The organism is Prosthecobacter sp. (assembly GCF_044222345.1).
GTDB lineage: Bacteria > Verrucomicrobiota > Verrucomicrobiia > Verrucomicrobiales > Verrucomicrobiaceae > Prosthecobacter.
This window is the reverse complement of the sequence record NZ_JBGANL010000068.1, coordinates 1-24,455: the sequence shown is the minus strand read 5'-3', so window position 1 is coordinate 24,455 and position 24,455 is coordinate 1. Positions and strand designations below refer to the sequence as shown.

Here is a 24,455-nt window from a genome sequence, read left to right as displayed (position 1 = left end):
GACGCCGTTGAAGTGGGACCAGATGATGTTGGCGATGTTGCGGGCAAAGAAGGGATTGCGAGGGGAGGCCATCCATTCGGCGAGCACCTTGCGGCGGTCTTGGCCGGGTTTCATTTCCGGGATCTCGCCACCGAGGAACTTGGGCTTCATGACGGCCTGGGTGAGGAAGTGCCTCGATTCACCACCCTTGCTGTTGTAGATGATGACTTCTGCCGGGTCGTCCGTGGGCTTGCGGCCGATCTGGGAGAAGAAGGCTTTGAAGCCGTAGTAGTCATCCATGGTCCAGCGGTCGAAGGGATGGTTGTGGCACTGGGCACACTGGATGCGCATGCCCATGAACACCTGGGCCACGTTTTCGGTCAGCTTGAGCTGGTCGAGCTCGGTCTGGTAGAAGTTCACCGCAGGATTGGAGACGGTGCCGCCGGTGGATGAGAGAAGCTCCATCACGATTTCATTGATGGGGATGTTTTTGCCGATGCGCTCGGAGAGCCAGTTGTAGTAGAGCAGCGCGTTCTTGTAGAAGGGGGGGACGTTGTTGTTGCCGGCGATGCCTGAGCGGATCTGCAGCAGCTCGGCCCACTTCATGACCCAGAGTTCGGTGAACTCCTTGCGCTCCAGCAGGCTGTCCACCAAGGCGGCGCGTTTGTTGGGGCTTTTGTCGGCCAGGAAGGCGCGCATGTCCTTGGCTTCAGGGTAGACACCGGCGATGTCGATGAAGGCGCGGCGCACGAATTCTTCGTCCGTGCAGATGCCGGAGGGCAGGATGCGGAGCTTGTGGAGATTTTCATCGACCAGGGTGTCGATGTAGTTGGTCTCGGCGAGGTTGGGCCGCTCATACTTGAGCTGCGCAGGGATCACGAGGACCTGGGCGGTGACGGAGTAGACATCGAAACGGGCGAGCATGAAGGCAGCGCCACGATCTCCGGAGGTGACGAGGCCCTGCTTGTCGATGGTCGCGGTCGGGTCGTTGTTGGACATGAAGAGCGCGAGGTTGGTCACATCGCGGTCGGTGCCGTCGGAGTAGGTGGCGCGCACGGTGATCTGCTGGGTGGCGTTCTTGCCTTCCATGACGATCTGGTTGGGGAAGACTTCGATGCCGGTGACCTTGGCCACAGTAGCGGGGTCATCAGGTGCACCTGCGGAGATCCACTCCAGCAGCGCCTTGTTGTAAACGGAGTCCGGCTCAAAGCACTGGTTGCCGGAATGAGGCACAGCGCCCACGGCTTTCTCGATGAGGGAGCTCTCTTCGGGGATGGCCAGATTGATGCGGCGGCCGGGCATTTCACGCGTGATGCGGATGTAGTCGCCAGCGGGGTCCATGCCGAAAAGGGAGGTGCGGAAGCCGTCCTTGCCGCGTGCAGCGCCGTGGCAGCCGCCCTGGTTGCAGCCGCCGCGCATGAACACGGGCATGCAGTCGAGGCGGAAGGAGATGGCGCGATCTTTGGTGCCGTTTTTCACTTCGACAGCGGCTTTGACCGTCTGGCCACCGAGGGTGGCGATGACTTCGGTGCTGCCGGCGTCGGCGACGGGCTTGAGCGTCAGATTGTCGAGTGCGGCGACCTTGCTGTCAGCGACTCGGAGATCACACACGTTGGTGACGTCCTTGGTGGTGGCATCCTGAAAGGTGGCCAGCACGACGACGCGGTGGAAATCACGCTTGGTTTCCAGGGAGTACTTGTCCGGCAGAATCTGGAGGTTCTTCAGCGTGGGCAGTTTCTTCTGCAGCTCGGCCAGCGCCTGGCGCTGCTCGGGTGTTTTGTATTGAAGGGTGAGGTTCTGCGGCCACTGGGCACCGGCGGCGATCCAGCGCTTGAGCACGTCGATTTCCTTCGCGGCGAGCGGCCCGCCTTTCGGAGGCATGATGTCGTCATGGTCTTTGGGAAGGATGACGCGCTTGATCATCTCGCTGTCGTCAGGCTTGCCGACGACGAGGGCAGGGCCTTCAGCGCCGCCTTTGAGCAGCGCAGCGGCGGAGTCCATCAGGAGCTTGCCTTTGATCTTGTTGGGATTGTGGCACTCCAGGCACTTGGTTTCCAAGATGGGCTGCACATCACGCACGAAATCGACTCCGGCTGCCGCTGTAGGAGCTGCTGCTGCAGCAGGGGTGGCGGCTGGCGCTGCGGGATCAGCAGCAAAACCGAGGGACGTGATGGCGAGTGTGAAGAGAGAAGCTCGCAGGGGGCTTTTCATAAAGATAGGATCAAGGGGTTAATCAAGCTACGGGCTGGAGGGGAGGCATTTATCACGGATGCGAAAAAACACTGTGAATAAGCTCTTTAGGCCTCCAGCGCCGCGAGCCGCTGACCGATGGGCGGGTGGGAGTAATGCAGCCAGACGGTCAGGGTGTGCGGATTGGGGTGGGTGAGGTGGTCGAGCGAGAGCTTTTGCAGACCTGCGATCAGAGGGGTGTTGCCGCAGGCGGCACGGGCGAAGGCATCGGCCTGAAACTCATGCCTGCGGCTTAGGGCGCTGCTCACGAGGCCCAGCAGCAGGCTGGCGGGCTGATAGAGGATGCTGAAGAGCACCAGTCCCAGACCGAGCGGCTGGCCGGTGACGCCGAAAGCCTGGAAAAAGGCGGGCGACTGCAGGGCGGCGTGCAGCAGGTAAAACATGAGTCCACTTTCAAGCAGGCCAAGGATGAGCTGCTGGGGAACATGGCGGCATTTGTGGTGCCCGATTTCATGGGCCAGGATGGCCTCCAGTTCCTCCTGCGAGTGTTTTTCGATCAGGGTGTCAAAGAGGGCGATACGCTTGTTTTTGCCAAAGCCGCTGAGGAAGGCATTGGCCTTGCTGGAGCGGCGGGAGCCATCCACGACTGAAACATCGACGACGGGAAACTTTAAACGTGCGGCCAGCGCCAGGAGCGCCTCGCGCAGGGGGCCATCGGCGAGGGGCTGGAATTTGAGAAACAGGGGCATCAGCAGGCGGGGCGAGAGCCAGGCCATGACGACGCTGAATCCTGCCACCGTGAGCCAGGTGTAGAGCACGGCATGCACCTGAGTTTGGAAGAACCACAGGATCAGCGCCAGCAGAGGCCCTCCGATCAGGGCGGTGAGGAGCAGCCCTTTGACGCGGTCTCCGATGAAGGTGCCCACGGTGGTGCGGTTGAAGCCATACTCGGCTTCGATCTTGAAGGTGTCGTAGGCATCGAAGGGCAGAGAGAGAATGTTTTGCACCAGCATCAGCAGGCCGATGATGCCCACGCCCGTCTGGATTGCGCTCAGGCCCCAGCTCGTGCTCCAGCGCTGCACCCAGTCAAAGCCGCCGCTCCACCAGAACAAAACCAGCGCGCCTACGGAGAAGGTGCTGCGCAGCAGATCGAGCTGGGAGGATTTTCCGGCGTATTCGCCTGCCTTCTGCACGGTTTCATCTGAGAAGATCGCCTTCAGTCGCTGAGGCAAAGCGTGGCGGAACTGGGCGAGGTTCAGAAAGGTGGCGATGATCTCAAGATGAAAGACGCCAAGAACGCCGACGACGGCGGCGATGAACCAGGGATTGGAAAGAGACATGCGAGAGGGAAGGGGGGCGGCGGCCGGGTGAAGAGGGTGAAAAGGGATACGCTGAATCCGCAGGGGGCGGTGTTCCAAAAAAAGAATGGAACCACTCGCGCTGTGCGGCATTTCAGTCAATAACCACCTCCATTTCCGCCATGTTCAAAGCCCTCCTTCTTGTGTTCAGCGTTGTTTGCATCACTTCCGCGTCGGCGCAGATCGGCGAACGATTGCGTGAACTCATTGCCAACCGCAGACAGGCTGGCCCGGGCCCGGACTCCGCGCAGGTGGCCGGGCAGGAATTCAGTTACGGCAGCGATCCGCTGCAAAAGCTCGACTACTGGAAGCCCACGACGCCCGGCTCTCCGCTGGTCATCTTTGTGCATGGCGGCGGCTGGAAGCGCGGGGACAAGTCGATGTCCGTGGGGGACAAAAGCAGCCACTACCTCCAGCAGGGCTACGCCTTTGCGTCCGTGAACTACCGCCTGGTACCGGCCTGCAGCGTGGAGGAGCAGGCGCAGGATGTGGCGAATGCCATCGCGTATCTGATCAGGAATGCCGGGAAACTGGGCTTTGATGGCAAGCGTGTGGCGCTGATCGGGCACAGCGCCGGGGCGCATCTGGTCGCTTTGGTAGGCACGGATCTGAGCTACCTGAAAATCGCGGAGGTGGGACCGAAGGCCGTGCGTGGGGTGATCCCGCTGGATGGTGCGGCGTATGATGTGCCGCGGCAGATAGCCGAAGGCGGCGACTTTATGCATGACACCTATTTGCAAGCCTTTGGCACCGAGTCGGAGCGGCAGAAAAAGCTCTCTCCGACCCTGCAGGCCGCCGCGCCCAATGCCCCGGCTTTCCTCATTCTTCATGTCCAGCGCGTGGATGGCACCGCCCAGTCGATCGCTCTGGGTGAAGCCTTGCGCAAAGCGGGTACGCCTGCGGAGGTGAAGGGATTCGCGGGACAAGGCCTCAAGGGGCACATGGAGATCAACCGCGATCTGGGCAAGCCGGATTATCCCGCGACGCCCGTGGTGGATGCGTGGCTGAAGAAGGTGCTGGGGAAGTGAGGCGGCGCGTGGAGGCCGAACGCCACCTGGCACAGGACTCAATAGATTTGTCCTTCATCAGAGGTGTTTACACATGGTGCGGGAGGCGCGGTTGTAGGATGGGCGTGGCGACAGCCCGCCCGTCCATCAGCGCATGGCACCGTCCATGACTCGCAGCCTCCCAGAGTCGGGCGGTTTGGCGGAGCAGTCTCTGGATGACAAGGAACCCCAGCCTGCCAAACACGCCCAACCTACGTGAAGAGCTGTCCCGCTATTCGAGAACGATCTAATGTTCGGCGTTCAAAGTCGGCTCATCCACGCTCGCCACGTGCTCATGCCCATGCTCGGCCTGATGCACCAGATACGCGGCAAAGATGTCCTCCAGCTCCATCACGCTGCCGATTTGTGAGAAGCGCTGGCGCAGCCATTTGCCGCCGGGGATGGACTTGGTGTAGTTCATGAGGCGGTTGCGCATGGAGCGAATCGTGGGCAGTTCGCCCATGTGGGCGTTGCGGGCGATGGCCATCTGGCAGTGGCGGCGCATGAAGTTGAAACGCTCCTCCACCGTGGCATGCGGGGCATGCGTGCCGGTGGCGAGGTAATGCTTCGCTTCTTTGAAGACCCAGGGGTTCACCATGGCGGCACGGCCGATCATGATGCCCTTCACGTTCGTTTGCGCACGGCGGATCTCCACATCCACACCGCTGGAGATGTCGCCATTGCCAATGACGGGGATCTTCACGGCGTCGGCCACCTGCCCGATGACTTCCCAATCGGCGAGGCCGGTGTAACCCTGCGCGCGCGTGCGGCCATGCACGGCGATGGCCTGCATGCCGCAGTCTTCCAGGATGCGTGCGACTTCGATGGCATTGACGAGATTGGCATCCCAGCCGATGCGCATCTTCGCGGTGACGGGGATGGACACCGCCTTGGCGACTTCACGCGCCACGCTGGAAAGCAGGGGGCAGTCTTTGAGGAGGGAGGAGCCGCCGTTTTTGGAAACGACCTTGTTCACGGGGCAGCCGAAATTGATGTCGATGAAGTCGGGCTGCTTCCAGTCGATGATCTTGCGGGCGGCCTCGCCCATGCGTACGCCGTCGGAGCCAAAGAGCTGCACGCCGAGCGGGCGCTGCGAGTCGTCAAAGTCCGTGTAGTGGCGGGTGCGGTCATCGCGCTGGAGGATGCCCTCGGCGCTGACGAACTCCGTCACCATGACATCCGCGCCCTGTTCCTTGCACAAATGGCGGAAGATCACGTCCGTGACCCCGGCCATGGGGGCCAGATAGAGAGGAAAGCGGTCGTTTTCGAACCAGGGAAGCATCAATAAGCATAGCCGCACTGGCAGAATGCGGCAAGTCGTGTCACATTAACCGATGGCAAGACGCCGCCGCTACCGCAAACCCCTCATTCCCGGTCTCTGGACCGTGCTGGTGGCGTGCGTGCTGCTGGGCAGCATCGGCGGCATGTTCTGGCTGCTGGGGAAGGGGACGAAGATCAGCCGGGTGGCCCCGACACCGACGCCTGCGGTGGCGAAGCGGAAGTAGCACAAGCGTCCCGCTTGTTTCAGGCAATCGGGACGATTGCCCTACACTGCCGGGCGCACGACCACGATCTCTCCCAGAAGCTGCTCCTGCTCCACCTGAAGGTGGTTAAGCTTGATGAGCTCCAGCATGGCCAGGAAGGTCACGATCACCTCGCCGCGGCTGGCGGCGCTGGTGAAGAGGTCTTCGAATTTGATCTTGGTGCCCACGGCGACGGTCTGGAGGAGTTCCTCGATCTTGTCCGCCACGGTGTAGCGGTCATTGACGATCTCGCGGAAGTCGCTGGTGTTTTCAAAGCGCTTGAGGATGCGCTGGAAGGCGCGGATGAGGTCGAAGATGCCCACCTGGCCGATGGTTTCCACCGGAGCATCCAGATCGGGCAATTCGGGCGTGGTGACAAAGAGCTCGTCTCCCTTCACCTCCTGCGCGCTCAGGAAGTGCGCGACTTCCTTGAACTTCTTGTACTCCATGAGCTGACGGATCAGCTCCCAGCGCGGGTCGTTCTCTTCCGCATCCTCCTCCGGCGGCTGCACGGCCTGCGGCAGCAGTTCGCGGCTTTTGATGTACATGAGGTTGGCCGCCATGACGATGAACTCGCTGGCCAGCTCGATGTTGAGCGCCTTAAAGGTGTCGATGTAATCGAGGTACTGCCGCGTGATGCGCTCCAGCGACACGTTGTAAATGTCGATCTCCTCCTTCTTGATGAGGTAGAGCAGCAGGTCCAGCGGGCCTTCAAAAATCTCGAGTCGTACTTTGTAATCGGTGTCTTCCACGGAGCGAGATAGAGCGGGGAACTGGGGATGGCAAGGTGGGAGAGCGGGGATTGTGGGCGGTTGGCCATCGGTACGATGGGCACTCTTGCCCGTCGATCAGCGGCACCGCAGGCATGCCACGCACCAGCGGAAGCAGAACATGCGGATGGTTGTGCAATGTTCTATCAGCCTGAGTGAGCGCTGATCGACAGACAGCAACTGTGTCAGTTGGCAAGCTGGAATTTTGGATCGGCGATCAAGCGATTGAGGACGCAGAGCATTTTGCGCATGACTGCGGTGATGGCGACTTTGAAGGGCTTGCCGCGTTTGAGCAGCCCCTGATAAAAGGTTTTGAGGATGGGGTTGATGCTCACGCAACGCACTGCGGCCATGTAGAGAACTCGTCGCACCTTTTTGCGTCCGCCCTGGATGTGGCGCTGGCCGCGCATCGGCCCGCTGTCATAGGGATGCGGGGCGAGACCTGCGAGGGAGGCGATGCGCGAGTCGTCGAGGCTGCCGAGTTCGGGCAGCTCGGCCATCAGAGTGGCTGCGGCCACCTGGGCAATGCCGTTCATCTGCTGGAGCCGCGCGGCCTTCTCCCGTGCGTCCTGATGGTCCAGTGCGGTCTTGATGAGCTTGTCGAGCTGCGCGATCTGCCTGCTCAAAGCTTTAATCAGGACCTTGGCCTGCGTGATGATCTGCGGGTGGCTCAGCTGCAAAAGCTGGGTCTTCTGGATGGCGCGTGCGGTGACCAGCTGCTCGCGGCGGCCGACCAGGCTGGAGAGTTCGAGCTCCCAGTCAGGAGGCAGGGTGTCGGGCTGCGGCTTGAGCGCGGCACCGAAGGCGGCGAGCACGGCGGCGTCGATGGCATCGGTCTTCGCCAGCTTCATGCTGGCCTTGGCGAAGTGGCGCACGCGGGCGGGGTTGAGCTTGCTTACGGCTTTGCCTGCGCGCAGCAGGGCCAGCCAGAGGGCCTGCTCGTAGCCGCCGGTGGCCTCAAGGATGACGTGTGCGCCAGGCGGCAGCATGGCGATGAGCTTGCGGTGGCCGGCAGTGGTGTTGGCCAGCCTGAAGGCCTTCTTTTTGCTTGGAATGCCGTGGATGTCGAGCCATTCGGCGCAGACATCGACGCCAACATGGACAACCTCAGCAGCAGAGGTAGAATGGGTGTTCATGGATAGGATGAGTTTGAGTGTTCGACTTCTTCCTTGTGATGCGAGCTTCCGCTGCAGGCATGGCCTGTGGCAGGCTCAGTCAACTGTTCGAGTTCGAGCTTGTCCTGGCGTGTGAGCGACTGGCTGCCTGACGATCTCAAAGGATCAAGAGTGCCTCCGGTCTGTCCCACACGCGCTCAGGCTGGTTGGCCGTCACCACCCAGTCTGAGTTCCAAGCTTGAGTTCAATCTCAGCCCAGAATCAGGACAACTCCACTCATACAAGGAGTGTCTGTCGTACTGCCGGGCGTTCGCACCCCAAAGCAGCCAGTGTGGAGTCGCTCGCTCACTTGCGCACCAACCGCACGGCGCGCACATCTGCCAGCTCCTGCTTCAAGGCTCCGTCCGGACGCATCAGCAGGGATTGCACACCAGCCTTGAGCTTGAGGGTTCCTGCGGACTGCTCTTTGAAACTCTCATAGCCGCCGGTGGCCTGCACCACGCCCTTCACGCTGGTGCTTTCAGTTTCGATCACATAGGCATCGCCTGCGGAAGCTTCATCGGCTGCGAGTGTCACGCGCACTTCGTATTCACCCGGTGTTGGCACCTGGATCAACCACTCGGCCACATCGGTGTCGATGCGCCATGGGGCCAGCACATTGAGCGCGGCGCGGTAGGCGAGTTTCTGGCCGTACGTTTTTGCCGCACTGGCGGGAAGCAGCAGCACGCCATCGGCATCTGCCTGAATGGCGTTGCCGCCTTTCACATCCACCTGCATCAGCGTGTCTGCCGTCCAGGGCATCTTGCGGGACTTGGTCTGTGCACGCACGGCTGCGACATGGGCGGCATCGATCACGCTGGCTTCATTGCCCCAGGCATTGCGCACGTAGCTGAGCACGTCGGCCAGCTTCGCGTCATCCAGCATGGGGTTTTCTCCCTGGCCGGGCATGGCAAGGTTCCACTTCTGCCCGTTCACCTCGATCTCGCCATACAAGCCGTGCAGCGCGATGCGGATCACGCGTTCCGGTTCGCCGGTCGCCCACTCGCTCTCGGCCAGAGGCGGAGCCACATTGGGGATGCCGTAGCCCGTGGGCTGATGGCAGAGGCCGCACACGGTCTGATACACGGCGGCACCTCGCTCGATCTGCTGGTGCGCAGCAGCGCTGAGCGGCTGCTTGCGGGCGGCGGTGACCACGCTGTCCGCACCCGGCCATGTCAGGCACATGCGCAGGCGCTGCATGCGTTCGCGGGCGGTGATGTCGCGGTTTGCCGCCAGTTCATCGAGGAACTTTGGCTTCGCAGCGAGCTTCACGGGCTTGATCTGCCGTGGGTCATTCGGCTGGGTGGCGAGGAAGCCATCCACCAATGCTATGCGCTGCCAGTTGGATGTCTGCTCGATGCGTGTGACCACGGCTTCGTGCTGATCATCCATGCCGATGAGCTGGGTGAGCAGGCGCAGCGTTTCGCGGCGATGCGCGGATTCCTTCTGCCAAGCCGTCTGCTTCAGCAGCAGGTCCAGCAACTCCACCTCACGGCCATGAATACCGGTCATCGCGGCGATGCGGCTGAGGTCGTCTTCATGCTGGGTGAGATGCTCGGCGATGGCGGCGGTGCTCTGCGGCGTGAGCAGGGCCTGCAGGCGCACCGTCGCATCTGGCTCTGCGTTGAGTGAAATCTCCGCGCCCAATCTCGCAGCCGCCGCACGGACGCGTGGGTCGGCATCCTGCGCGGCTTTTTGCAGCATCGGCTTTGTCAGACTGCCGGTGCCTTCCAAAGTCCACAGCGCGTGCAGGCGCTGGAGTGGCGCGGCAAAGCGATTGGGATCTCCGATGTCCTCCTGGCGCTCCACCAGCAGGCGCTGTGCTGTGTTTCGCTGCCAGCCATTCGCATGACCCAGGGCCTCCACCAGCTCTGCGGTGCTGGCTTTGGAAAGAGAGGGACGCTGCCGCAGCGGTGGGCCGTCATGCACGATCCGCCAGATGCGACCGTGATCGTTGCCTTCGTAGAGTTTGCGCTGCTCGATCTGCTTCGTCAGCCACGGCACGATGAAGATCACATGCTCGATAATACCATGATACATGTCCGCGAGATACAAAGTGCCATCCGGCCCCACACGGGCGTTCACGGGGCGAAAGCGTTCATCGGGGGAAGAAGCGCTGTGCCTGCGGTGAGATGCCGCCGCTGAGCTTGAGCGTACCGACCAGATGCCCGGCGGAGTCGGGCACGAAGACGTTGCCATGCATCTCAGGTGGAAATTGATCGCCATCATAGAAGCAGGTGCCGGAGACGATGGTGTAGGTGCGCAGGCGGCCATCATCGCGCAGTTCCAGGGCACCCAGCGTCACAGCCGGTGTCACGCGGATGGGAAAGCACTCGGCAGCATCCTTCGCCACGTTCACATTCACCCCGAAACTGCCGCGACCACCGCGCTGCGCGAGCTTGGCGAGGTTGGGATGACGCAGCAGCGACTCCGCGGGGATGAGGTCCATGTGCATGGCGCTGTTTTCGTAGCAGCTGATGAAGCGGCCCGTTTCATCAAAGCTGACGCCGAACTGCCCGCGATGCAGCGTGGGCTGGTCGATGAGCTTGCCGTCCTTCCACTGGTAGCGGTGCGGCCAGTCGGCGCAGTGCAGCCAGTTGTCGATGCCACGGCGCAGGCCGTTGGCCGTGTGCTGCGGATTGCCACCCACGCCCATGGTGCCGACTTCGGTGCGCTTGTCGCAGCGGAGATCTCCGTCCGTGTCTTCGCAGAACGACAGCTTCGGCGGTTCCTGCAGGAGGATGCCGCCTTTCACGAAGGCGAAGCTGCGGGGCATGACGAGCTTGTCGAGGAATACGGTGCTCTTGTCGGCCCTGCCATCACCGTTTTCATCTTCGAGCACGACGATGCGGCAGATGGGATCGCCTTCGCCGCTGCCCTGCACATCGCGCATGTAGCCCTGGTATTCCACGACCCAGATGCGGCCTTCGGGATCGAACTCAAAGAAGATGGGGCATTGTACCATGGGCTCGCACGCCACCAGTTCGGCGCGGTAACCGGGGGCGAGCTTGAAGGTCTTTGCTTCGTCCTCGGCGGAAAGCACGGGCGCAGGCGGCACGTGAATGCGCTTGAGCAGTTCTTCGCCTTTCTCCCAGTCCGCCCAGCCGGTCAGCGCGGAGGCGGGACGTGCTCTGGGACGGTCAGCGGGGATGGTGCCGCTTTGCGCAAGGGCGAGGGTGGCAAGAATAAGGGCGAGAGCGGCGATGCGGGCGGGCATGGAGCTACTACGCATTGCCTCAGGCGGTTCTGTAAGCCAAGATGCACCCATGCCCGCGAAGAAGAAACCCAGCACCCAGCCGCTGACCGGCGCCGCTTTAGTTAAAGAGGTGTGCCGCCGCATCCGCGTGGCGCGGGCGTATTGGGATGCGCACAACAACCGCGCCTGCCGTGGCGAGCGTGAGAAGGCGATGGCACTCTATGAGACGCTGAGCGAGGCGGAGCGCGAGAAGGTGCCGCAGGTGCTGCGCGTGTGGCTGCGCTACCGCAGCGAGAAATACTTTGGCGATGACCGCACGCCGCCGGGAGGTGGAAGATAAGGAGGGAATGGCCACAAAAAAAATCAAAAACAGAATGGGAAGCCTTGGTTATAATCTCCGACCTTTTTGCGGTTTCTGCGTTTCTTTGCGGCCAACCTCATGACTGCTTCTGATATGGACAAGGCTCGCAAAGCCGGGCTGCACCCGCGCAATCGCTTCAACACGCGCTACGACTTTCCGCAGCTCATGGCGTGCAGCCCTGCGCTGGGGGCGTTTGTGAAGCCGAATGCGCATGGCGATGACAGCATCGACTACGCGGACCCGCTGGCGGTGAAGGCGCTGAATGCGGCGCTGCTGCGGCAGGCGTATGGCGTGGAGCACTGGGACATCCCGCCGGGTTATTTGTGCCCGCCGATTCCTGGGCGCAGTGACTACATCCATCATCTGGCGGATCTGATCGGGATGCAGCGTGGTGCAGCGGTGCGGGTGCTGGACATCGGCACGGGGGCAAACTGCATTTATCCGCTGATCGGCGCGAGTGAGTACGGCTGGAGCTTTGTGGGGGCGGAGGTGGATGCAGCGGCGTGGCGCTGGGCGCAAAAGATCGTGAGCACGAACCCGGCTGTGAAGGGCTTGATCGAATGCCGTTTGCAAAAATCAGCGCCGCATTGCTTTCGCGGCATCATCCAGCCCGGCGAGCACTTTGATCTCACGATGTGCAATCCACCGTTTCACGGTTCGGCTGCTGAAGCGGCGGAAGGCACGCAGAGGAAGCTGCGCAATCTCGGCGGGAAGAAGTCGGGGCTGAACTTCGGTGGCAAGGCGAACGAGCTGTGGTGCGAAGGCGGCGAGCTGGGATTCATCCGCCGCATGATCGAAGAGAGCGCGGAGTTTGCCGCGCAATGCGGCTGGTTCACCACGCTGGTGTCCAAGAGCGAGCATGTGGGACCGTTGGAAAAAACGCTGCGGAAGGTGAAGGCGGCGGAGGTGAAGGTCATCGACATGGCGCAGGGGCAGAAGAAGAGCCGTGTGCTGGCGTGGCGCTTTTGAGGTAGGGAGGGCTGTCCCCAGCCCTCCGCGAGGGAAGGATGCGTGTGCGAGTCATGCGCTACAGCAGCGAAGCCCACGATGCCCGTGGGGCTGGGTGTCCTTGGGGACAGTGCGCTGGGCAGCGGCGGCTGGGGGACCAGCCGCCCTACCTAGGAATAGCAAGCCCACTCGGCACCTTCTCTGGCACGGACTTGTCGTAGTCGTCGCTGTTGAGGGATTCGAGGAAGGCTTTGATGGGCTCGTGGTCTTCGGGCAGCATGTTCATCTGGCGGAGCAGGGGATCAAGCGGGGGCAGGCTGGTGGTGTCACCGCCTTCGAGGGTTTCGGCGGCTTGATCCATGAGGCGGTCGTAGAAGAGCAGCACTTCATCGAGCGTGGTGCTGCCGCCATGATGCATGTAGGGCGCGGTGTGCTTCAGATTGCGCAGGGTGGGGGTGCGGAACTCGGTGCGGTTCGTGGCGGAGTCGGTGAGGCCGATGGCGTGCAGCTTGTAGTCGGAGAGCATGGGTCCGTTGTGGCAGAGGGAGCATCCGGCTTTTTTGAAAGCCGCCATGCCCTGCTGCTGCGTGGGTGTCAGGGCGGATTTGTCGCCGCGCATGAAGCGGTCAAAGGGGGAATCGGGCGTGATGAGCGTGCGCTCATACGCGGCAATGGCCTGCGTGACTTTTTCGGCGGTGATCTCGGTTTGAAAAAGCTTCACGTATTCCGGGATGCTTTTCAGGCGCTCGACCATGGCGGGAACGGCCTCGGCTTCACGGCATGCATCGCCGCGCATCTCCTCGCGCTGGCGGATGGGGGCCAGGGCCTGCGCTTCGAGGCTGCGCATGCGGTTGTCCCAAAACATGGGTGAGCTGGCGGGATCGAAGGGCTTGCCGGATTCGATGCCGTTGAAGGCGGCGTTGAGGATTGTCGGCGTGTTGCGTGTGAGCGGCAGAAAAGGAGCGCCTTGCACCAGCTTGCGCGCAGGCCCGACGCCGCTGGCATGCACGCCGAGCGGGGTGGGGCGTGCATCCGCCCAGCCATGCTGCGGGCTGTGGCAGGTGGCGCAGGCGACATCCCGCGTGGCGGAAAGGATGGGGTCAAAAAACAGCAAGCGGCCCAGCGCGATCTTCGCGGGCGTGTCTCCGGGCAGCGCAGCCGATTTCGGCAGCGCTTCGATCTGCGTGTTGGGCTGAGGTTCAGCCGTCGCAGCCGCGAGAATCACGACAAGGGTGGAGAGCATGAGAAAGGAACGTGCCTCGACCGCCCGGCGTTGCAGGCCAAAGAGACCTGGAGCGCAGACTTCAGTCCGCAGCAGGTCGCTCACGCGGGAAGGGTGTTTGGATGCGCTGCGTGTGGCAGACAGGGGGACGCTGGAGGTGCGGATGCGAAAGAGGAATGCGGAGCGTGGGATGCGGGCGGCGTGCTGCGGAACCGAGCGGAGCGAGATAGACGACAGAAAGGAGCCCGAAGGGGAGCGGAGCGAATCAATGCTGCGGACTGAAGTCCGCGCTCCTTATTGCCTTTGGGTCGCAGCGTCATTCAGCGACCGATCGGCATGACGCAGAAATTCCTGCAGATCACGCTCAGCTTGCGCCGCGAGAGCGTGTGAGGCGGAACGATACGTTTTGGCGCGGAACTCCAGGAACTGGCGCTGCCAGGGGGGATTGGGTTCAAACTCGGAGAGCACTTCGATCTGCTGCGCCGGGGAGAGCAGTGTGATGATCTGGATCAGCGTGTTCTGGCGGCTGGGCTCGGCGAGTCCGCCGGGGAAGGGCTGCTGCAAGGCGGCCATGAACTGCGGCACGAGATCGCGGTTGTTCGCTGCCAGCGGCGGCACCAGCGAGAGGGCGGTCTGCACGGAGGAGAGCCGCACCCAGACCTGCGGGCGCAGGGCTTTGAAGCCATCGAGCAATTGAGATGCGGCATCGTCATAGGATTCATGCCGGAAGGCGGACAGCGCGGCGGCAAAGCGGGCATCGGCGGGCCAGTCCTGACGCGTGGCGGCGAGGTAGGGTGGCAGTTGCTCGGCGGTGCCGGCCTGGGCGGCGGACTCCAGCAGCATGAGCTGCTCAAAGGGGCTGGCGGGCGTGCCAGTCCATGCGGAGAGCACGGTGGCGAAGTCGCCTTTGGCAAAGGCGGCGACTGCTTCGGCGCGGCGCTGGTCGTCGCCGCTGAGAAGGTCGAGCATGTCAAAGCTGGCGCCGTCTGCCGCGAGCATGCGCAGGCGTTCGTAAGTGAGGCGGGTGCGGTCGATCTGAGCGGAGAGGTGGGCGGGCACATCGAGGTCCTTTTCAATGGCCATGGCCAGCACCTGGGTGGTTTCAAACGTGTTGTCTTTGGAAAGGGCGCGGGCAAAGCCGTACTCCAGCAGGTTGCGATCGTCGGTGTTGATGGCGGTGGGTGTATCTTGCAGCAGAGTGCGTGCAAATTCTGGCGAGGCGAGATGATGGGCCAGCATGCCTTCGACGGAGTTCGTGAGCCACACGCGCTTGAGCGCCTCGGCGAACAGCGGCTGCGTGATGCGCGTGCGCAGCTGCTCCATGGTATATCCAGGTGCTTTCTGGTGCCCGATGAAGAGGAGGTCGTTGGGCCCGGAGATCCACGTCTCCACATGAGGGAAGACCGCTGTGAGCGTGGCATACACCTGGCGGATGGCCTGGGCATCCACTTCATACCCCTGCACCCACTGGGCGAAGAGACCGTGCTCGTTGAGGCGGTTCTTGGCAGCAAGGTAGAACTCCTGGGTGAACAGGGTGGAAACTCCGGCGCGGTAGGGATTGGAGGGCTCGGAAATGACTAGATCGTAGCGGCTGCCTGCGGCGAGCAGCGCCTCGCGGGCATCGCCGGGAATGAGCCGGACGTTGGGCTTGGCGAGCACATCGCGGTTCACGGGGGCGAATTGCTGGCGCGCAAGACTCGCCATGGCGGGCTCCAGTTCCACCACGTCCACCTGCTTCATTTCCGGCACGTCGGCCACCCAACCGGCGGTGGTGCCGGTGCCGAGGCCGACGATGAAGGCGGTGTGCGGCGCGGGATGCAGCATGGCGGGCACGAGGCCCTGCATCACCTGCGTGTCGGCATCGCCAAAGGCGGAGCCGTCGGACTTGCCGTTGACGTAGAGGCAGTAGCCATCGTCGCTGTCCACGGCGGCCACGCTGGCCTCGCGGCCTTCAAATTCATGCGCGATCTTCCAACGGCTGGCATGCAGCCAGCCACGCAGGCCGTTGATGGAAGCCGGCAGGGACTCCACGCGGCCGTAGCCGATGGGCTTGTGCCGCCACGCTGCCGTGGGACCGGTGGGCACGAACATCAGCCCGCCTGCGCAGAGCCACAGGGCTGTGAGGACAGGCCATGCCCATTTTGAAATCGAGCGTACTCCGAGCACTGCCGCGCCCAGGCTCAGCAGCAGGGTGAGCCCAAACACCCAGCGCCAGGCTCCGAGTGCGGTCAGCCATGGCAGCAGGATGAAACCTCCGGCGAGTGATCCGGTGATGGCACCGAGGGTATTGGCCGCGTAGGCTAAGCCGACGTGCCGCCCGGCATTACGGCTGCCGCTACCCAACAACCCGACGAGCAGCGGAAACTGCACGCCCGCGAGAATCGACGGCGCGAGGACGAGCAGGCTGGCGATGAGAGTCCAGCCCGCGATCTGGCCGGAGAGGCCCAGGGAGCGCAACTGATTCACATCAATGGCAAAAACGGCGATGCGATCTCCCAGCGCCCAGGGCAGCGCGAGAAACAGCGCCTGCCATGCCGCCACCCGCGCCAGCGCCGCCAGTGTGACCGCACCCGCCCGCGACGCCCACAGCATGCGGTAGAGCAGGCCACCCAGTCCGATACCAGCCAGTGCCAGGGCGAGGATCAATCCAAAGCCATAGACCGAGCTGCCCAGCAGAGGCGCGAGGATGCGGAACCACACCAGTTCGCTGAGGAAAAACGTGAAGCCCGTGATGCCTGCGGCGGCATAGATGAAGCGCCGCGTCAGAGCTCCGGCACCCTTTTCCTCCGCCTCTTTCTCCTCCCGTTTCCGGCTTTCCGGGACTCCCCGTGCCGCATACCATGCCATACCACCGATGAGCAGGTTCACGCCTGCCGCCACCATCACGGTGGCGCGGATGCCCCACAGCTCCAGCAGCCAGAAGGTGCTCAGCAGCACTCCGGCGAGCGCGCCGAGGGTGTTCACGCCATACAGCACGCCCAGGCTGCCTCGCTGCGTGTCCTGGTCTGTCTCCACCCATTTGAAAGCAGCAGGGAGGCTGCCGCCCATGAGCAGGCAGGGCGGGGCCAGCACCACGGTGGCCAGCACAAGCTGCAGCAGCGTGGCCGGCACCACGCCCAGCGCGGCGATGCCGCCGGTGCTGAGGTAAAGCGAGCGCACCAGCGAAAGCAGCAGCGGCGTGAGCAATGCCGCCACACCCACGCCCAGCTCGATGAATGCATACAGACGCAGCGGATTGCCGGAAGCCTCCGCTTTGCGTCCAAACAGCGCGCTGCCCGCGCCCATCGCACCCATGAAGATCGCCAGCACCGCCGCCGTGGCCGGAGTGGCCCCGCCAAAGACGAGCCGGAATTCCCGCAGCCAAGCCATTTGATAGATGAGCGCGCAGGCCCCCGAGAGCGCCAGCAGGCAGGCGAGTAGGAGGAGTTTACGGTTGTTTACGGTGGTTGACAGTGGTTTACAGTTGATGGCGATGGGAGCTGAGGTGGTCGGGAAGGACTGGATAACAACGCGCAACCACCGTCAAGCCTTGGAAACGAGCCTCGATGTTTCCTCATGAGCCGGACTGACGAGGCGATACCGCCTGCCTCAGCAGGTGTTTTGGCAGTTTCGGCGGTTTTGGCGGTGCATTTAAAAAGGGGGAGTTTTTTCAATGCGGGAGGTTTCGGAGGTTTCGGAGGTTTTGGAGGTGCCTTTTGAAAGGGGGAGATATTTCGCAGCATCGCCAGCGGTGAGATCCGAAAGGGGAAAGGAGAGTTTTTTGGCAGGAGGAGGAAAAACGTTTCTCAAGGGTTCTGCCTCATGGGTGTGTCTGTCAGTTCGTTCTTGGAGGGGCAGGTGGAGGGGATGCGTGGGCCAGGAATGGAAAATAGAATATGTAGCGATATGCAAGTTACTGGTATGAATATGCTGGGAGTCTTTGAAAGCGGGCTTCATTCCCGTCGTGGCAGACAGGTTCTCACGCAGCCAAACTGCTGGACGTAGGTTGGTCGTGTTTGGCGTCGAAAACACTCCATGCTCCAGCACTTCCTTGGCCAAACCGCCCGACTGAGAGGACGTCCGCAGGCCGGAGTGTTTGCCGCACGCTGATGGACGGGTCCATTCTTCGCACTGCGTGCTTCGAAGGATAGACTGGGCTGTCGCCACACCCATCCTACGACACCTGCGGTTTCATGGCAGGCCGTGGCAGGGGGGAGGGCATCAACACACGATTTCACCTGGCCTGCTCATTCTGGGACGGCATGGGAGGCCAGGGCGGGGGCTGTGCTGGCTGGCTGGCTGTCAGAAGGGACCACCTCCCCCTGTGTCCTTGGCGTACTACCATCAAATAATACCCTCTCCCACCAGACACCTGGCCCACCCCTCCAGCCCGCATTTCCACACCTCTGAGTTTCGGTGAAAACAACTTATGCCAAGGGCATTTGAAGAGAGGTCTGGATGGAACGGCGCTTATTTTTGAACCGCAGAGATTGGACGGTCGCAGAGAGAAGAAAATTTGAATTGAAACCGCCGCCCTCTGCGTCCGTCCATCCTCTGCGGTTCATCCGGTTTTGTTCACCTGGACCGAGTCTGGAGAGGCCACGTGAGATGCAGACCCGTTTTTAATGGTTCATGGTATCACCCCTCTGAAAACAAGCTGTCAGAACTGACAGACCTCTTCTTCCCGTTTCATTCCTGGGTTCCTCCAGTCATTTGAAAAAGACTCCCCCTTTTTAAATGAACCGCCAAAACCGCCGAAACTGCCAATACCCTCCCGGGGCTGGTCGTGGTAAAAATCGGGGCTCCTTCCACAATGAACTGCCAAAACCGTCGAAACCTCTCCACTCTTGTTTCGACTGGCTTTCCTGATGCAAAAAGAGTCCCTCTTTCAAAAAGAGCCTCCAAAACCTCCGAAACCTCCAATACCCCCGGTGGTGGTAAAAAAACAGCTCCCCCTTTTTTAATGAACCTCCGAAACCCGGTCATCGGTTGGCTGAGCGTTCCGGTCTGGCCCGGAACGTGAGTGACGTGGAACGCTCCATGTGCCGTCCCGCCTACTTCTGATATATCGGCAGGAAGTGGTGATGCACGCTGAGGCTCAGGAGGGCGAGAGAGGTGGCATAGACGGCTCCGGCGCTTTTCTCGTTTCCATTGCGTGGATACCAGCTGCCGTCCTGGCTTTGGGCGGCGATGAGGGTCTGCTCGGTCTTTTGGCGGGCGGTGGCGGCGTGATCTCCGCCGCGCTGGTACATGCCCTGGGCGTAGTAATAGCAGCCGTAGAAGAACCAGGGCTCGTTGATCTCGGGCGGGGATTTGAGCAGCCAGTTGGCGGAGCCGAGGACTTCGGCGGTTTCATACTGGCCGCAGACCTGCAGGGAGAGCAGTCCGGCGGCGGTGGTGGAGAAGGTCTGGCGGCCGCCATAGGGCTCGTAGCTGAAGGCGGCGCTGTCGCTTTTCGGATTGCCGTTGGAGTCGCGCTCCACGCGGTAGCTGCGTTTGATGTAGGCCACGGCGTTGTCGATGGCTCCCTTGGGCACTTCAAACCCGGCGTCCTTGGCGGCACGCAGCGCCATGACCTGCCACACGCTGACGGAGATGTCGCTGTCGCTGGAACTCGGCTCATAGCGCCAGCCGCCGCGGTTGGCCTCGCTCTTCGGCACCTGCTGGGAGCGGAGGATGAGCTGAATCGCGCCCTCCAACTGTTTGTGCAGGCGTTTGTCCGTGGCTTCATCCGGCGCGTGGCCGATCATTTCGGCCATCATGAGGGAGATGATGCCGTGGCCATACATGCGTGAGCGGTCGCTGCGCCCGAGGTAGCCATTTTCATCGGGCTCCACGCCTTCCACGATGTAACGCAGGGCCTTGCCGCAGGCGATGCCTTCCGGAGTGGGGTCATCCGGCATATGCCCCACGGAGGCCAGTCCCATGAGGGCGAGCGAAGTCATCGCCGCGCTGTGGGAGGGCAGATCGCCGCGCTTCGGCCTGACATCTGATTTTTCATCCACGATGAAGCCGGCTGATTTCTGCTGCTTGATCAGCCAGGCCACGGCCTTGTCCACCGCAGCTTTGACCTGCGGGGAGATCAGTTCCGGTTTGGGCGATTGTGCGGCGGCGAGGGTGGTGGCCGCAGCCAGGATAAAAAGTGTTCGGAGAAGGCGCATCAGGGGACGAAAACAGTCCAATGCACTCTCAACGCGCGTTCATCCAAGGAATTTGCGGCTCATTCTGCAACTCCTTCCAATTATTCCAGGCCAGCATGCCAAATAGCAGCAGGGTGAAAAGGCCGCTGCCCACGCGAATATCCGAATCAATGTCCAGCAGGTGAAGGACGCTGTTTTGCAGGCCCAGCCAGAGATCACTGGTCACGGACACTAACGCCAGGGCCACCGCACACGTGAGGCTGATGATCAGCACCTGCCGCTTCTTGCGCGGGCCGAGCCAGGCCTGGCAGAGGTGGCCGCCATCCAGCGGCAGCACGGGCGCCAGATTGAGCAGCGCCCAGAAAATGCTGACCACGGTGAAGGCATCCATCATCTGATGCAGCCAGAGCGAGGAGGGTGGCCAGAGGGTCATGGACCAGCCGACGGCAAGACCGACAAGGATCTGCAGCCCCGGGCCTGCGGCACTGACGAGGAAGTCTTCCTGGCGGGTGCGTGGCTTGCTGCCAATCGCCAGCCCACCGAAGGCATAAAGCACGATGCCCACACGGCGATCACCGTAGTTTCGCATGGCCAGGGCATGGCCCAGTTCGTGAATCAGGATGGAGAGGAGGACGGCGGCCACCCAGGCCAGCACCGAACGGAAAGCCGCAGGGGAGTCACCCGCACTGAGGGCACCGCCCATGAGGGCGTTATTGATCCAGAACATCCCGTGGATCTGGACGGGAAAGCCGAAGAGGGAGAAGCGCAGCATGAGAGGGGGGAATGTTGAATGCGGAATGACGAATGTCGAATGGAGAGGTGGAGAGTGGTTGCGCATGGAGGGGAGCTTCCTTCGTCACGCGCCGTTTGGCACGCGCAGGCCGGTTACTCCGCGCAGGCGGCGGAGACGTTCGAAAGTGGCAGCCCCCCCGACTTGATTCATGTTAAAAGGCTGGAAACATCCGCCACGCCGCCATCGTTACGCGCTGTTCCTCAACCCCATGAAACGACTCCTGACCTGCCTCCTGTTTTCCTCCGCACTGTTGGCTGATGATGCCACCGACCTGCTCTCCCAATCCGGGGTCAAGGGCGGGATCGTGGTGCATGTGGGCTGCGGGGATGGCAAAACCACGCAGGGGCTGCGGGCCAGCGATCGCTATCAGGTGCAGGGCCTCACGCAGGATGCGGCGGCGGTGGCGGGCCTGCGCGAATCGATTCATCAGGCGGGCAAATACGGCCCTGTGGCGGTGGATTCCTGGGACGGGAAGCACCTTCCTTACATCGAGAATTACGTGAACCTGCTGGTGGTGGAAGACGCCGCTGCGGTGGACAAGGCGGAGATCGACCGCGTGCTGACACCGCTGGGCGTGGCGATGGTTCGCAAGGCGGGCGGCGGCTGGGAGAAGATCGTGAAGCCCTGGCCGAAGGGCATGGATGAGTGGACGCACTACGCGTATGATTCGAAGGGCAATCCGACCTCCAAGGACATGCTCACCGGGCCGCCCTCACGCATGCAGTGGGTGGGAAATCCACGCTGGAGCCGCCACCACGACCGCATGTCCTCCGTGAGCGCGGAGGTGAGCGCGGGCGGGCGTCTCTATTACATCATGGACGAGGGCAGCCGCATCTCCATCCTGATGCCGGCCAAGTTTGCGCTGATCGCGCGGGATGCCTTCAATGGAACCATTCTTTGGAAGAAGTCGATCCCACAGTGGAGCACGCATCTGTGGCCGCTGAAGTCCGGCCCCACGCAGCTGACGCGCCGTCTCACGGCGATCGGTGACAAGGTCTATGTGACGTGAGTATCCGCAGACCAAGGGCGCGGAGGAGCTGCTGTATCGCAACGGCACGCTGTATGCCCTGGTGAATCCCGAGGCGTGGCGTTTGAATGAAGAATTCGCCGTGAAGCAGCAGAGCGATCAGAAGCGCGTGGAGACGGAGTTTAACTGGGATGGCAAGACGCGGCACCTCATGGCGCTGGATGCCGAGAGCGGCAAGACCCTCTGGAAGGTCGACGACAAGGTGGGCCCGATCACGCTCGCCCTGGATGACAAGCGCATGGTGTATTATAACGGCGATGGCTTGACCAGCCGCGATGTGAAGACGGGCGCGGTGCTGTTTGCCGATGTGCCGGAGGCCCGCCGCAAGCTCTATGAATTCAACTTCGCCCCGCGTGTGGTGCTCAATAATGATGTGATCCTGTATGCCGGTGGCGATGGACTGATGAAGGGCATCAACGCGGACACGGGCAAGGAATTGTGGAGTTCATCGCATGAGAAGAGCGGCTACCGCAGCATGGAAGATGTCATTGTAGCCCAGGGTCTGGTATGGAATGCGGGCACCACGCAGGGAAATCAGACCGGCGAGTACACGGGTCGCGATCCGCTGACGGGCGAGGTGAAGAAGAAATTCTACCCCGACGTGCCGCAGGGCACCTACTGGTTCCACCACCGCTGCTACATGGCCAAGGCCACGGAGAAGTTCATCATGCCTTCACGCACCGGCATCGAGTATGTGGACATGGAGAAGCAGCACTGGGATCTGAACCACTGGGTGCGCGGCGCCTGCCTCTATGGCGTGATGCCCTGCAACGGCCTCACGTATGCGGGTCCGCATAACTGTGCGTGCTATCCTGAAGCCAAGCTGGACGGCATGGCCGCCATGGCTTCCGCGCCGCGCTACCCCATGCCGCCGCACACGGCGGACAGCGCGCGTTTGACCAAAGGACCTGCCTACGCCGAAGCCATTGCGGAGACTCCCGCCGATGCCAAGGACTGGCCGACGTATCGCTCTGACAATGCGCGCAGCGGCTATTCGAATCAGGATTTGAAGAAGGACCTCGGCATGGCCTGGGAGGTCAAGCTGACCCCACCGCTGAGCACGACCACGAGCGCTGCCGGACTCACGTTTGTGTCCGAAGTGGACAAGCACACACTGCATGCCTTTGACTCCGCCACGGGCAAGGAAGCCTGGCATTTCATTGCGGGTGGTCGCATGGACTCGCCGCCCACCTACTGGCAGGGCCGCGTGTACGTCGGTGGCAATGACGGCAACGTGTACTGCCTGCGTGCCAAAGACGGCGCGCTGGTGTGGAAGTTCCAGGGCGCACCGGTCATGATGAGCCACGGCGCATGGGAGATGATGGAGAGCGTGTGGCCCGTGCACGGCAGCGTGCTGGTGGAAAACGGCCTCGTGAGCTTTATTTCCGGCCACTCCTGCTTCCTCGATGGCGGCCTGTGGTTCTACCGCGTGGATGCGAAGACCGGCAAGATGAAGGTCAAAATCAACTACGATGACCGCGATCCAGAAACCGGCGGCGATTTGAACGACCGCCACAAGACGCTGCAGATGCCCGTGGCTTTGAACGACATCCTGAGCAGCGATGGCAAGTGGACCTTCCTGCGCACGCAGAAGATCGGCGCCGATGGCAAGCGTGTGGAAGTGGGCCCTGTGAGCGGTGATTTCGACAAACAGGGCGGCGCGCACAAAGGCGAGGGGCAGCATCTGTTCGCGCCGATGGGCTTCCTGGATGACTCCAATTTCCACCGCAGCTACTGGGTCTATGGCAAGAGCTTCGCAGGCGGTCATGGCGGTTACTACCAGGCAGGCAAGTATGCGCCCGCAGGCCGCATCCTCGTGCACGATGACAAGAACGTCTATTCCTACGGCCGCGAGGCTCAGTATTACAAGTGGACCACCACCATGGAGTACACCCTCTTCGCCACGCCCAAGGACGCGCCCGACGAGGCCTACACCACTGAGGAGGCCACTACCGAGCGCAAAGGCAACAGCATCGTCCTCGGTCCCGACGGACAGCCCCTCGCCGTCCAGCCGCCGAAGCTCGAAAAGGGCGGGAAGAAAAAAGGCGGCGGCGGTGACCCCGACGAGGAGGACAACAAGAAAGCCTCCGACACCGCAGCAAAGGGCAAGGGCAAAGGCGCCAACGCCAAGGGAAAAGGGAAGGGGAATGCCGCGGCCGCCGGTGCTGCCAATGCCCCCATCCCCGGCAGCGTCCGTTTCCCAGATACCGACGCCCTTGACCCCAGCAAGACCGCCCTCAGCATCGAGGCATGGGTCCTCCCGGACACCGCCAGCGGCACCGTTTTCCACCATGGCGGCCCTCTCCGGGGCATCGCTCTCGACATCCGCGAAAAGAAGCCCCAGTTCCACGTCCGCAGCGACTCCAAGGTGAATACCATCATTTCCACCGAGGCCCTCACCGACGGCTGGCACCACTTGGTCGCCACCCTCGCCGCGGATGGAAAGATGAGCCTCTACCTCGATGCCAAGCTCGTCGCCGAAGGCACCGGCGCCCTCGTCGATGCCCGCCCGAAGAACCCCATGTATCTGGGCAATGGCAAAGGCGCCGGTGATGGCGATGCTGGTGGCTTCAGCGGTCTGCTCGACCAGTTCGCCCTTTACCACAAGGCCCTCACGCTGGAGGAAGTCCAGCAGCGCTTTGAAGCTCCGGACGCCAAACCCGCAGACGCCATTGTCGTCTGCAACTTCGACAATGGCGACAGTCGCGACAGCTCCGGCAGCGATGCCCACGGCATCGGCGCCGGCGTTGAAACCGGCAAGGGCAAGGT

Annotated in this window: 17 protein-coding genes; 6 read left to right on the top strand and 11 right to left on the bottom strand. The window is 62.2% G+C overall.

Annotated elements, in window-relative coordinates; translation table 11 throughout:
* Nucleotides 1-2,190, bottom strand: a 2,190-nt coding sequence (locus ACILSL_RS23765) for a DUF1549 domain-containing protein (protein ID WP_395734561.1), incomplete at its 3' end; no start/stop codon positions are given.
* A gap of 86 nt (nucleotides 2,191-2,276) precedes the next feature.
* Nucleotides 2,277-3,509 carry a M48 family metallopeptidase gene (locus tag ACILSL_RS23760; protein WP_395734560.1) on the bottom strand — a complete coding sequence of 411 codons (1,233 nt, stop codon included), beginning with the start codon at nucleotides 3,507-3,509 and terminating at the stop codon, nucleotides 2,277-2,279.
* A 140-nt stretch (nucleotides 3,510-3,649) separates the two neighbouring features.
* Here ACILSL_RS23760 and ACILSL_RS23755 point away from each other — a divergent pair, with 140 nt between their 5' ends.
* Nucleotides 3,650-4,555: an alpha/beta hydrolase gene (locus tag ACILSL_RS23755; protein ID WP_395734559.1), complete on the top strand. Its 906-nt coding sequence runs from the start codon at nucleotides 3,650-3,652 to the stop codon at nucleotides 4,553-4,555.
* A 265-nt stretch (nucleotides 4,556-4,820) separates the two neighbouring features.
* Here ACILSL_RS23755 and dusB read toward each other — a convergent pair whose 3' ends face one another.
* Nucleotides 4,821-5,855 carry a tRNA dihydrouridine synthase DusB gene (gene dusB / locus ACILSL_RS23750; RefSeq protein WP_395734558.1) on the bottom strand — a complete coding sequence of 345 codons (1,035 nt, stop codon included), beginning with the start codon at nucleotides 5,853-5,855 and terminating at the stop codon, nucleotides 4,821-4,823.
* Nucleotides 5,856-5,907: 52 nt separating this feature from the next.
* Here dusB and ACILSL_RS23745 point away from each other — a divergent pair, with 52 nt between their 5' ends.
* The gene (locus ACILSL_RS23745; protein WP_395734557.1) at nucleotides 5,908-6,078 is read left to right on the top strand and encodes a hypothetical protein; all 171 of its coding nucleotides are present in this window, start codon (nucleotides 5,908-5,910) and stop codon (nucleotides 6,076-6,078) included.
* A gap of 41 nt (nucleotides 6,079-6,119) precedes the next feature.
* Here the strand turns inward: ACILSL_RS23745 and ACILSL_RS23740 are convergent, their stop codons facing one another.
* The 4 genes from ACILSL_RS23740 to ACILSL_RS23725 all read right to left on the bottom strand — a co-directional run bounded on the left by ACILSL_RS23740 (nucleotide 6,120) and on the right by ACILSL_RS23725 (nucleotide 11,237).
* A complete protein-coding gene (locus ACILSL_RS23740) occupies nucleotides 6,120-6,848 on the bottom strand; it encodes a segregation and condensation protein A (protein ID WP_395734556.1) in 729 nt (242 codons plus the stop codon).
* A 203-nt stretch (nucleotides 6,849-7,051) separates the two neighbouring features.
* Nucleotides 7,052-8,002 (bottom strand): IS110 family transposase, encoded by a 951-nt coding sequence (locus ACILSL_RS23735; RefSeq protein ID WP_395734555.1) that lies wholly within the window; start codon nucleotides 8,000-8,002, stop codon nucleotides 7,052-7,054.
* A 324-nt stretch (nucleotides 8,003-8,326) separates the two neighbouring features.
* Nucleotides 8,327-10,105, bottom strand: coding sequence for a c-type cytochrome (locus ACILSL_RS23730; RefSeq protein WP_395734554.1), 1,779 nt, complete (start codon nucleotides 10,103-10,105; stop codon nucleotides 8,327-8,329).
* 13 nt (nucleotides 10,106-10,118) lie between these two features.
* A complete protein-coding gene (locus tag ACILSL_RS23725; protein WP_395734553.1) occupies nucleotides 10,119-11,237 on the bottom strand; it encodes a hypothetical protein in 1,119 nt (372 codons plus the stop codon).
* A gap of 49 nt (nucleotides 11,238-11,286) precedes the next feature.
* Here ACILSL_RS23725 and ACILSL_RS23720 point away from each other — a divergent pair, with 49 nt between their 5' ends.
* Together ACILSL_RS23720 and rlmF are read left to right on the top strand one after the other, a co-directional pair.
* On the top strand, nucleotides 11,287-11,556 hold the full coding sequence (locus ACILSL_RS23720) for a Precorrin-3B methylase (protein WP_395734552.1): 270 nt from the start codon (nucleotides 11,287-11,289) through the stop codon (nucleotides 11,554-11,556).
* A gap of 99 nt (nucleotides 11,557-11,655) precedes the next feature.
* The gene (gene rlmF, locus ACILSL_RS23715; protein ID WP_395734551.1) at nucleotides 11,656-12,546 is read left to right on the top strand and encodes a 23S rRNA (adenine(1618)-N(6))-methyltransferase RlmF; all 891 of its coding nucleotides are present in this window, start codon (nucleotides 11,656-11,658) and stop codon (nucleotides 12,544-12,546) included.
* A 145-nt stretch (nucleotides 12,547-12,691) separates the two neighbouring features.
* Here rlmF and ACILSL_RS23710 read toward each other — a convergent pair whose 3' ends face one another.
* The 4 genes from ACILSL_RS23710 to ACILSL_RS23695 form a co-directional block, all read right to left on the bottom strand.
* A complete protein-coding gene (locus tag ACILSL_RS23710; protein WP_395734550.1) occupies nucleotides 12,692-13,768 on the bottom strand; it encodes a cytochrome-c peroxidase in 1,077 nt (358 codons plus the stop codon).
* Between the two features lie 273 nt (nucleotides 13,769-14,041).
* Entirely contained in the window at nucleotides 14,042-17,116 is a 3,075-nt protein-coding gene (locus ACILSL_RS23705; protein ID WP_395734549.1) for a fused MFS/spermidine synthase, read from the bottom strand.
* A gap of 1,664 nt (nucleotides 17,117-18,780) precedes the next feature.
* The gene (locus tag ACILSL_RS23700) at nucleotides 18,781-19,887 is read right to left on the bottom strand and encodes a hypothetical protein (RefSeq protein WP_395734548.1); all 1,107 of its coding nucleotides are present in this window, start codon (nucleotides 19,885-19,887) and stop codon (nucleotides 18,781-18,783) included.
* Between the two features lie 28 nt (nucleotides 19,888-19,915).
* The gene (locus ACILSL_RS23695; RefSeq protein ID WP_395734547.1) at nucleotides 19,916-20,638 is read right to left on the bottom strand and encodes a metalloprotease; all 723 of its coding nucleotides are present in this window, start codon (nucleotides 20,636-20,638) and stop codon (nucleotides 19,916-19,918) included.
* A gap of 229 nt (nucleotides 20,639-20,867) precedes the next feature.
* Here ACILSL_RS23695 and ACILSL_RS23690 point away from each other — a divergent pair, with 229 nt between their 5' ends.
* Nucleotides 20,868-21,668, top strand: a complete 801-nt coding sequence (locus ACILSL_RS23690) for a hypothetical protein (protein WP_395734546.1) — start codon at nucleotides 20,868-20,870, stop codon at nucleotides 21,666-21,668.
* 82 nt (nucleotides 21,669-21,750) lie between these two features.
* The coding region (locus ACILSL_RS23685) for a PQQ-binding-like beta-propeller repeat protein (RefSeq protein WP_395734545.1) at nucleotides 21,751-24,455 on the top strand (2,705 nt) is incomplete at its 3' end.

Bases quoted from the DNA above. Each gene is read 5' to 3' on its own strand.
- ACILSL_RS23700 (WP_395734548.1), bottom strand. From the start codon at position 19,887: ATGCGCCTTCTCCGAACACTTTTTATCCTGGCTGCGGCCACCACCCTC.
- ACILSL_RS23690 (WP_395734546.1), top strand. From the start codon at position 20,868: ATGAAACGACTCCTGACCTGCCTCCTGTTTTCCTCCGCACTGTTGGCT.
- ACILSL_RS23755 (WP_395734559.1), top strand. From the start codon at position 3,650: ATGTTCAAAGCCCTCCTTCTTGTGTTCAGCGTTGTTTGCATCACTTCC.
- ACILSL_RS23720 (WP_395734552.1), top strand. From the start codon at position 11,287: ATGCCCGCGAAGAAGAAACCCAGCACCCAGCCGCTGACCGGCGCCGCT.
- ACILSL_RS23695 (WP_395734547.1), bottom strand. From the start codon at position 20,638: ATGCTGCGCTTCTCCCTCTTCGGCTTTCCCGTCCAGATCCACGGGATG.
- dusB (WP_395734558.1), bottom strand. From the start codon at position 5,855: ATGCTTCCCTGGTTCGAAAACGACCGCTTTCCTCTCTATCTGGCCCCC.
- ACILSL_RS23705 (WP_395734549.1), bottom strand. From the start codon at position 17,116: ATGGCTTGGCTGCGGGAATTCCGGCTCGTCTTTGGCGGGGCCACTCCG.
- ACILSL_RS23710 (WP_395734550.1), bottom strand. From the start codon at position 13,768: ATGCTCTCCACCCTTGTCGTGATTCTCGCGGCTGCGACGGCTGAACCT.
- rlmF (WP_395734551.1), top strand. From the start codon at position 11,656: ATGACTGCTTCTGATATGGACAAGGCTCGCAAAGCCGGGCTGCACCCG.
- ACILSL_RS23745 (WP_395734557.1), top strand. From the start codon at position 5,908: ATGGCAAGACGCCGCCGCTACCGCAAACCCCTCATTCCCGGTCTCTGG.
- ACILSL_RS23725 (WP_395734553.1), bottom strand. From the start codon at position 11,237: ATGCCCGCCCGCATCGCCGCTCTCGCCCTTATTCTTGCCACCCTCGCC.
- ACILSL_RS23735 (WP_395734555.1), bottom strand. From the start codon at position 8,002: ATGAACACCCATTCTACCTCTGCTGCTGAGGTTGTCCATGTTGGCGTC.
- ACILSL_RS23760 (WP_395734560.1), bottom strand. From the start codon at position 3,509: ATGTCTCTTTCCAATCCCTGGTTCATCGCCGCCGTCGTCGGCGTTCTT.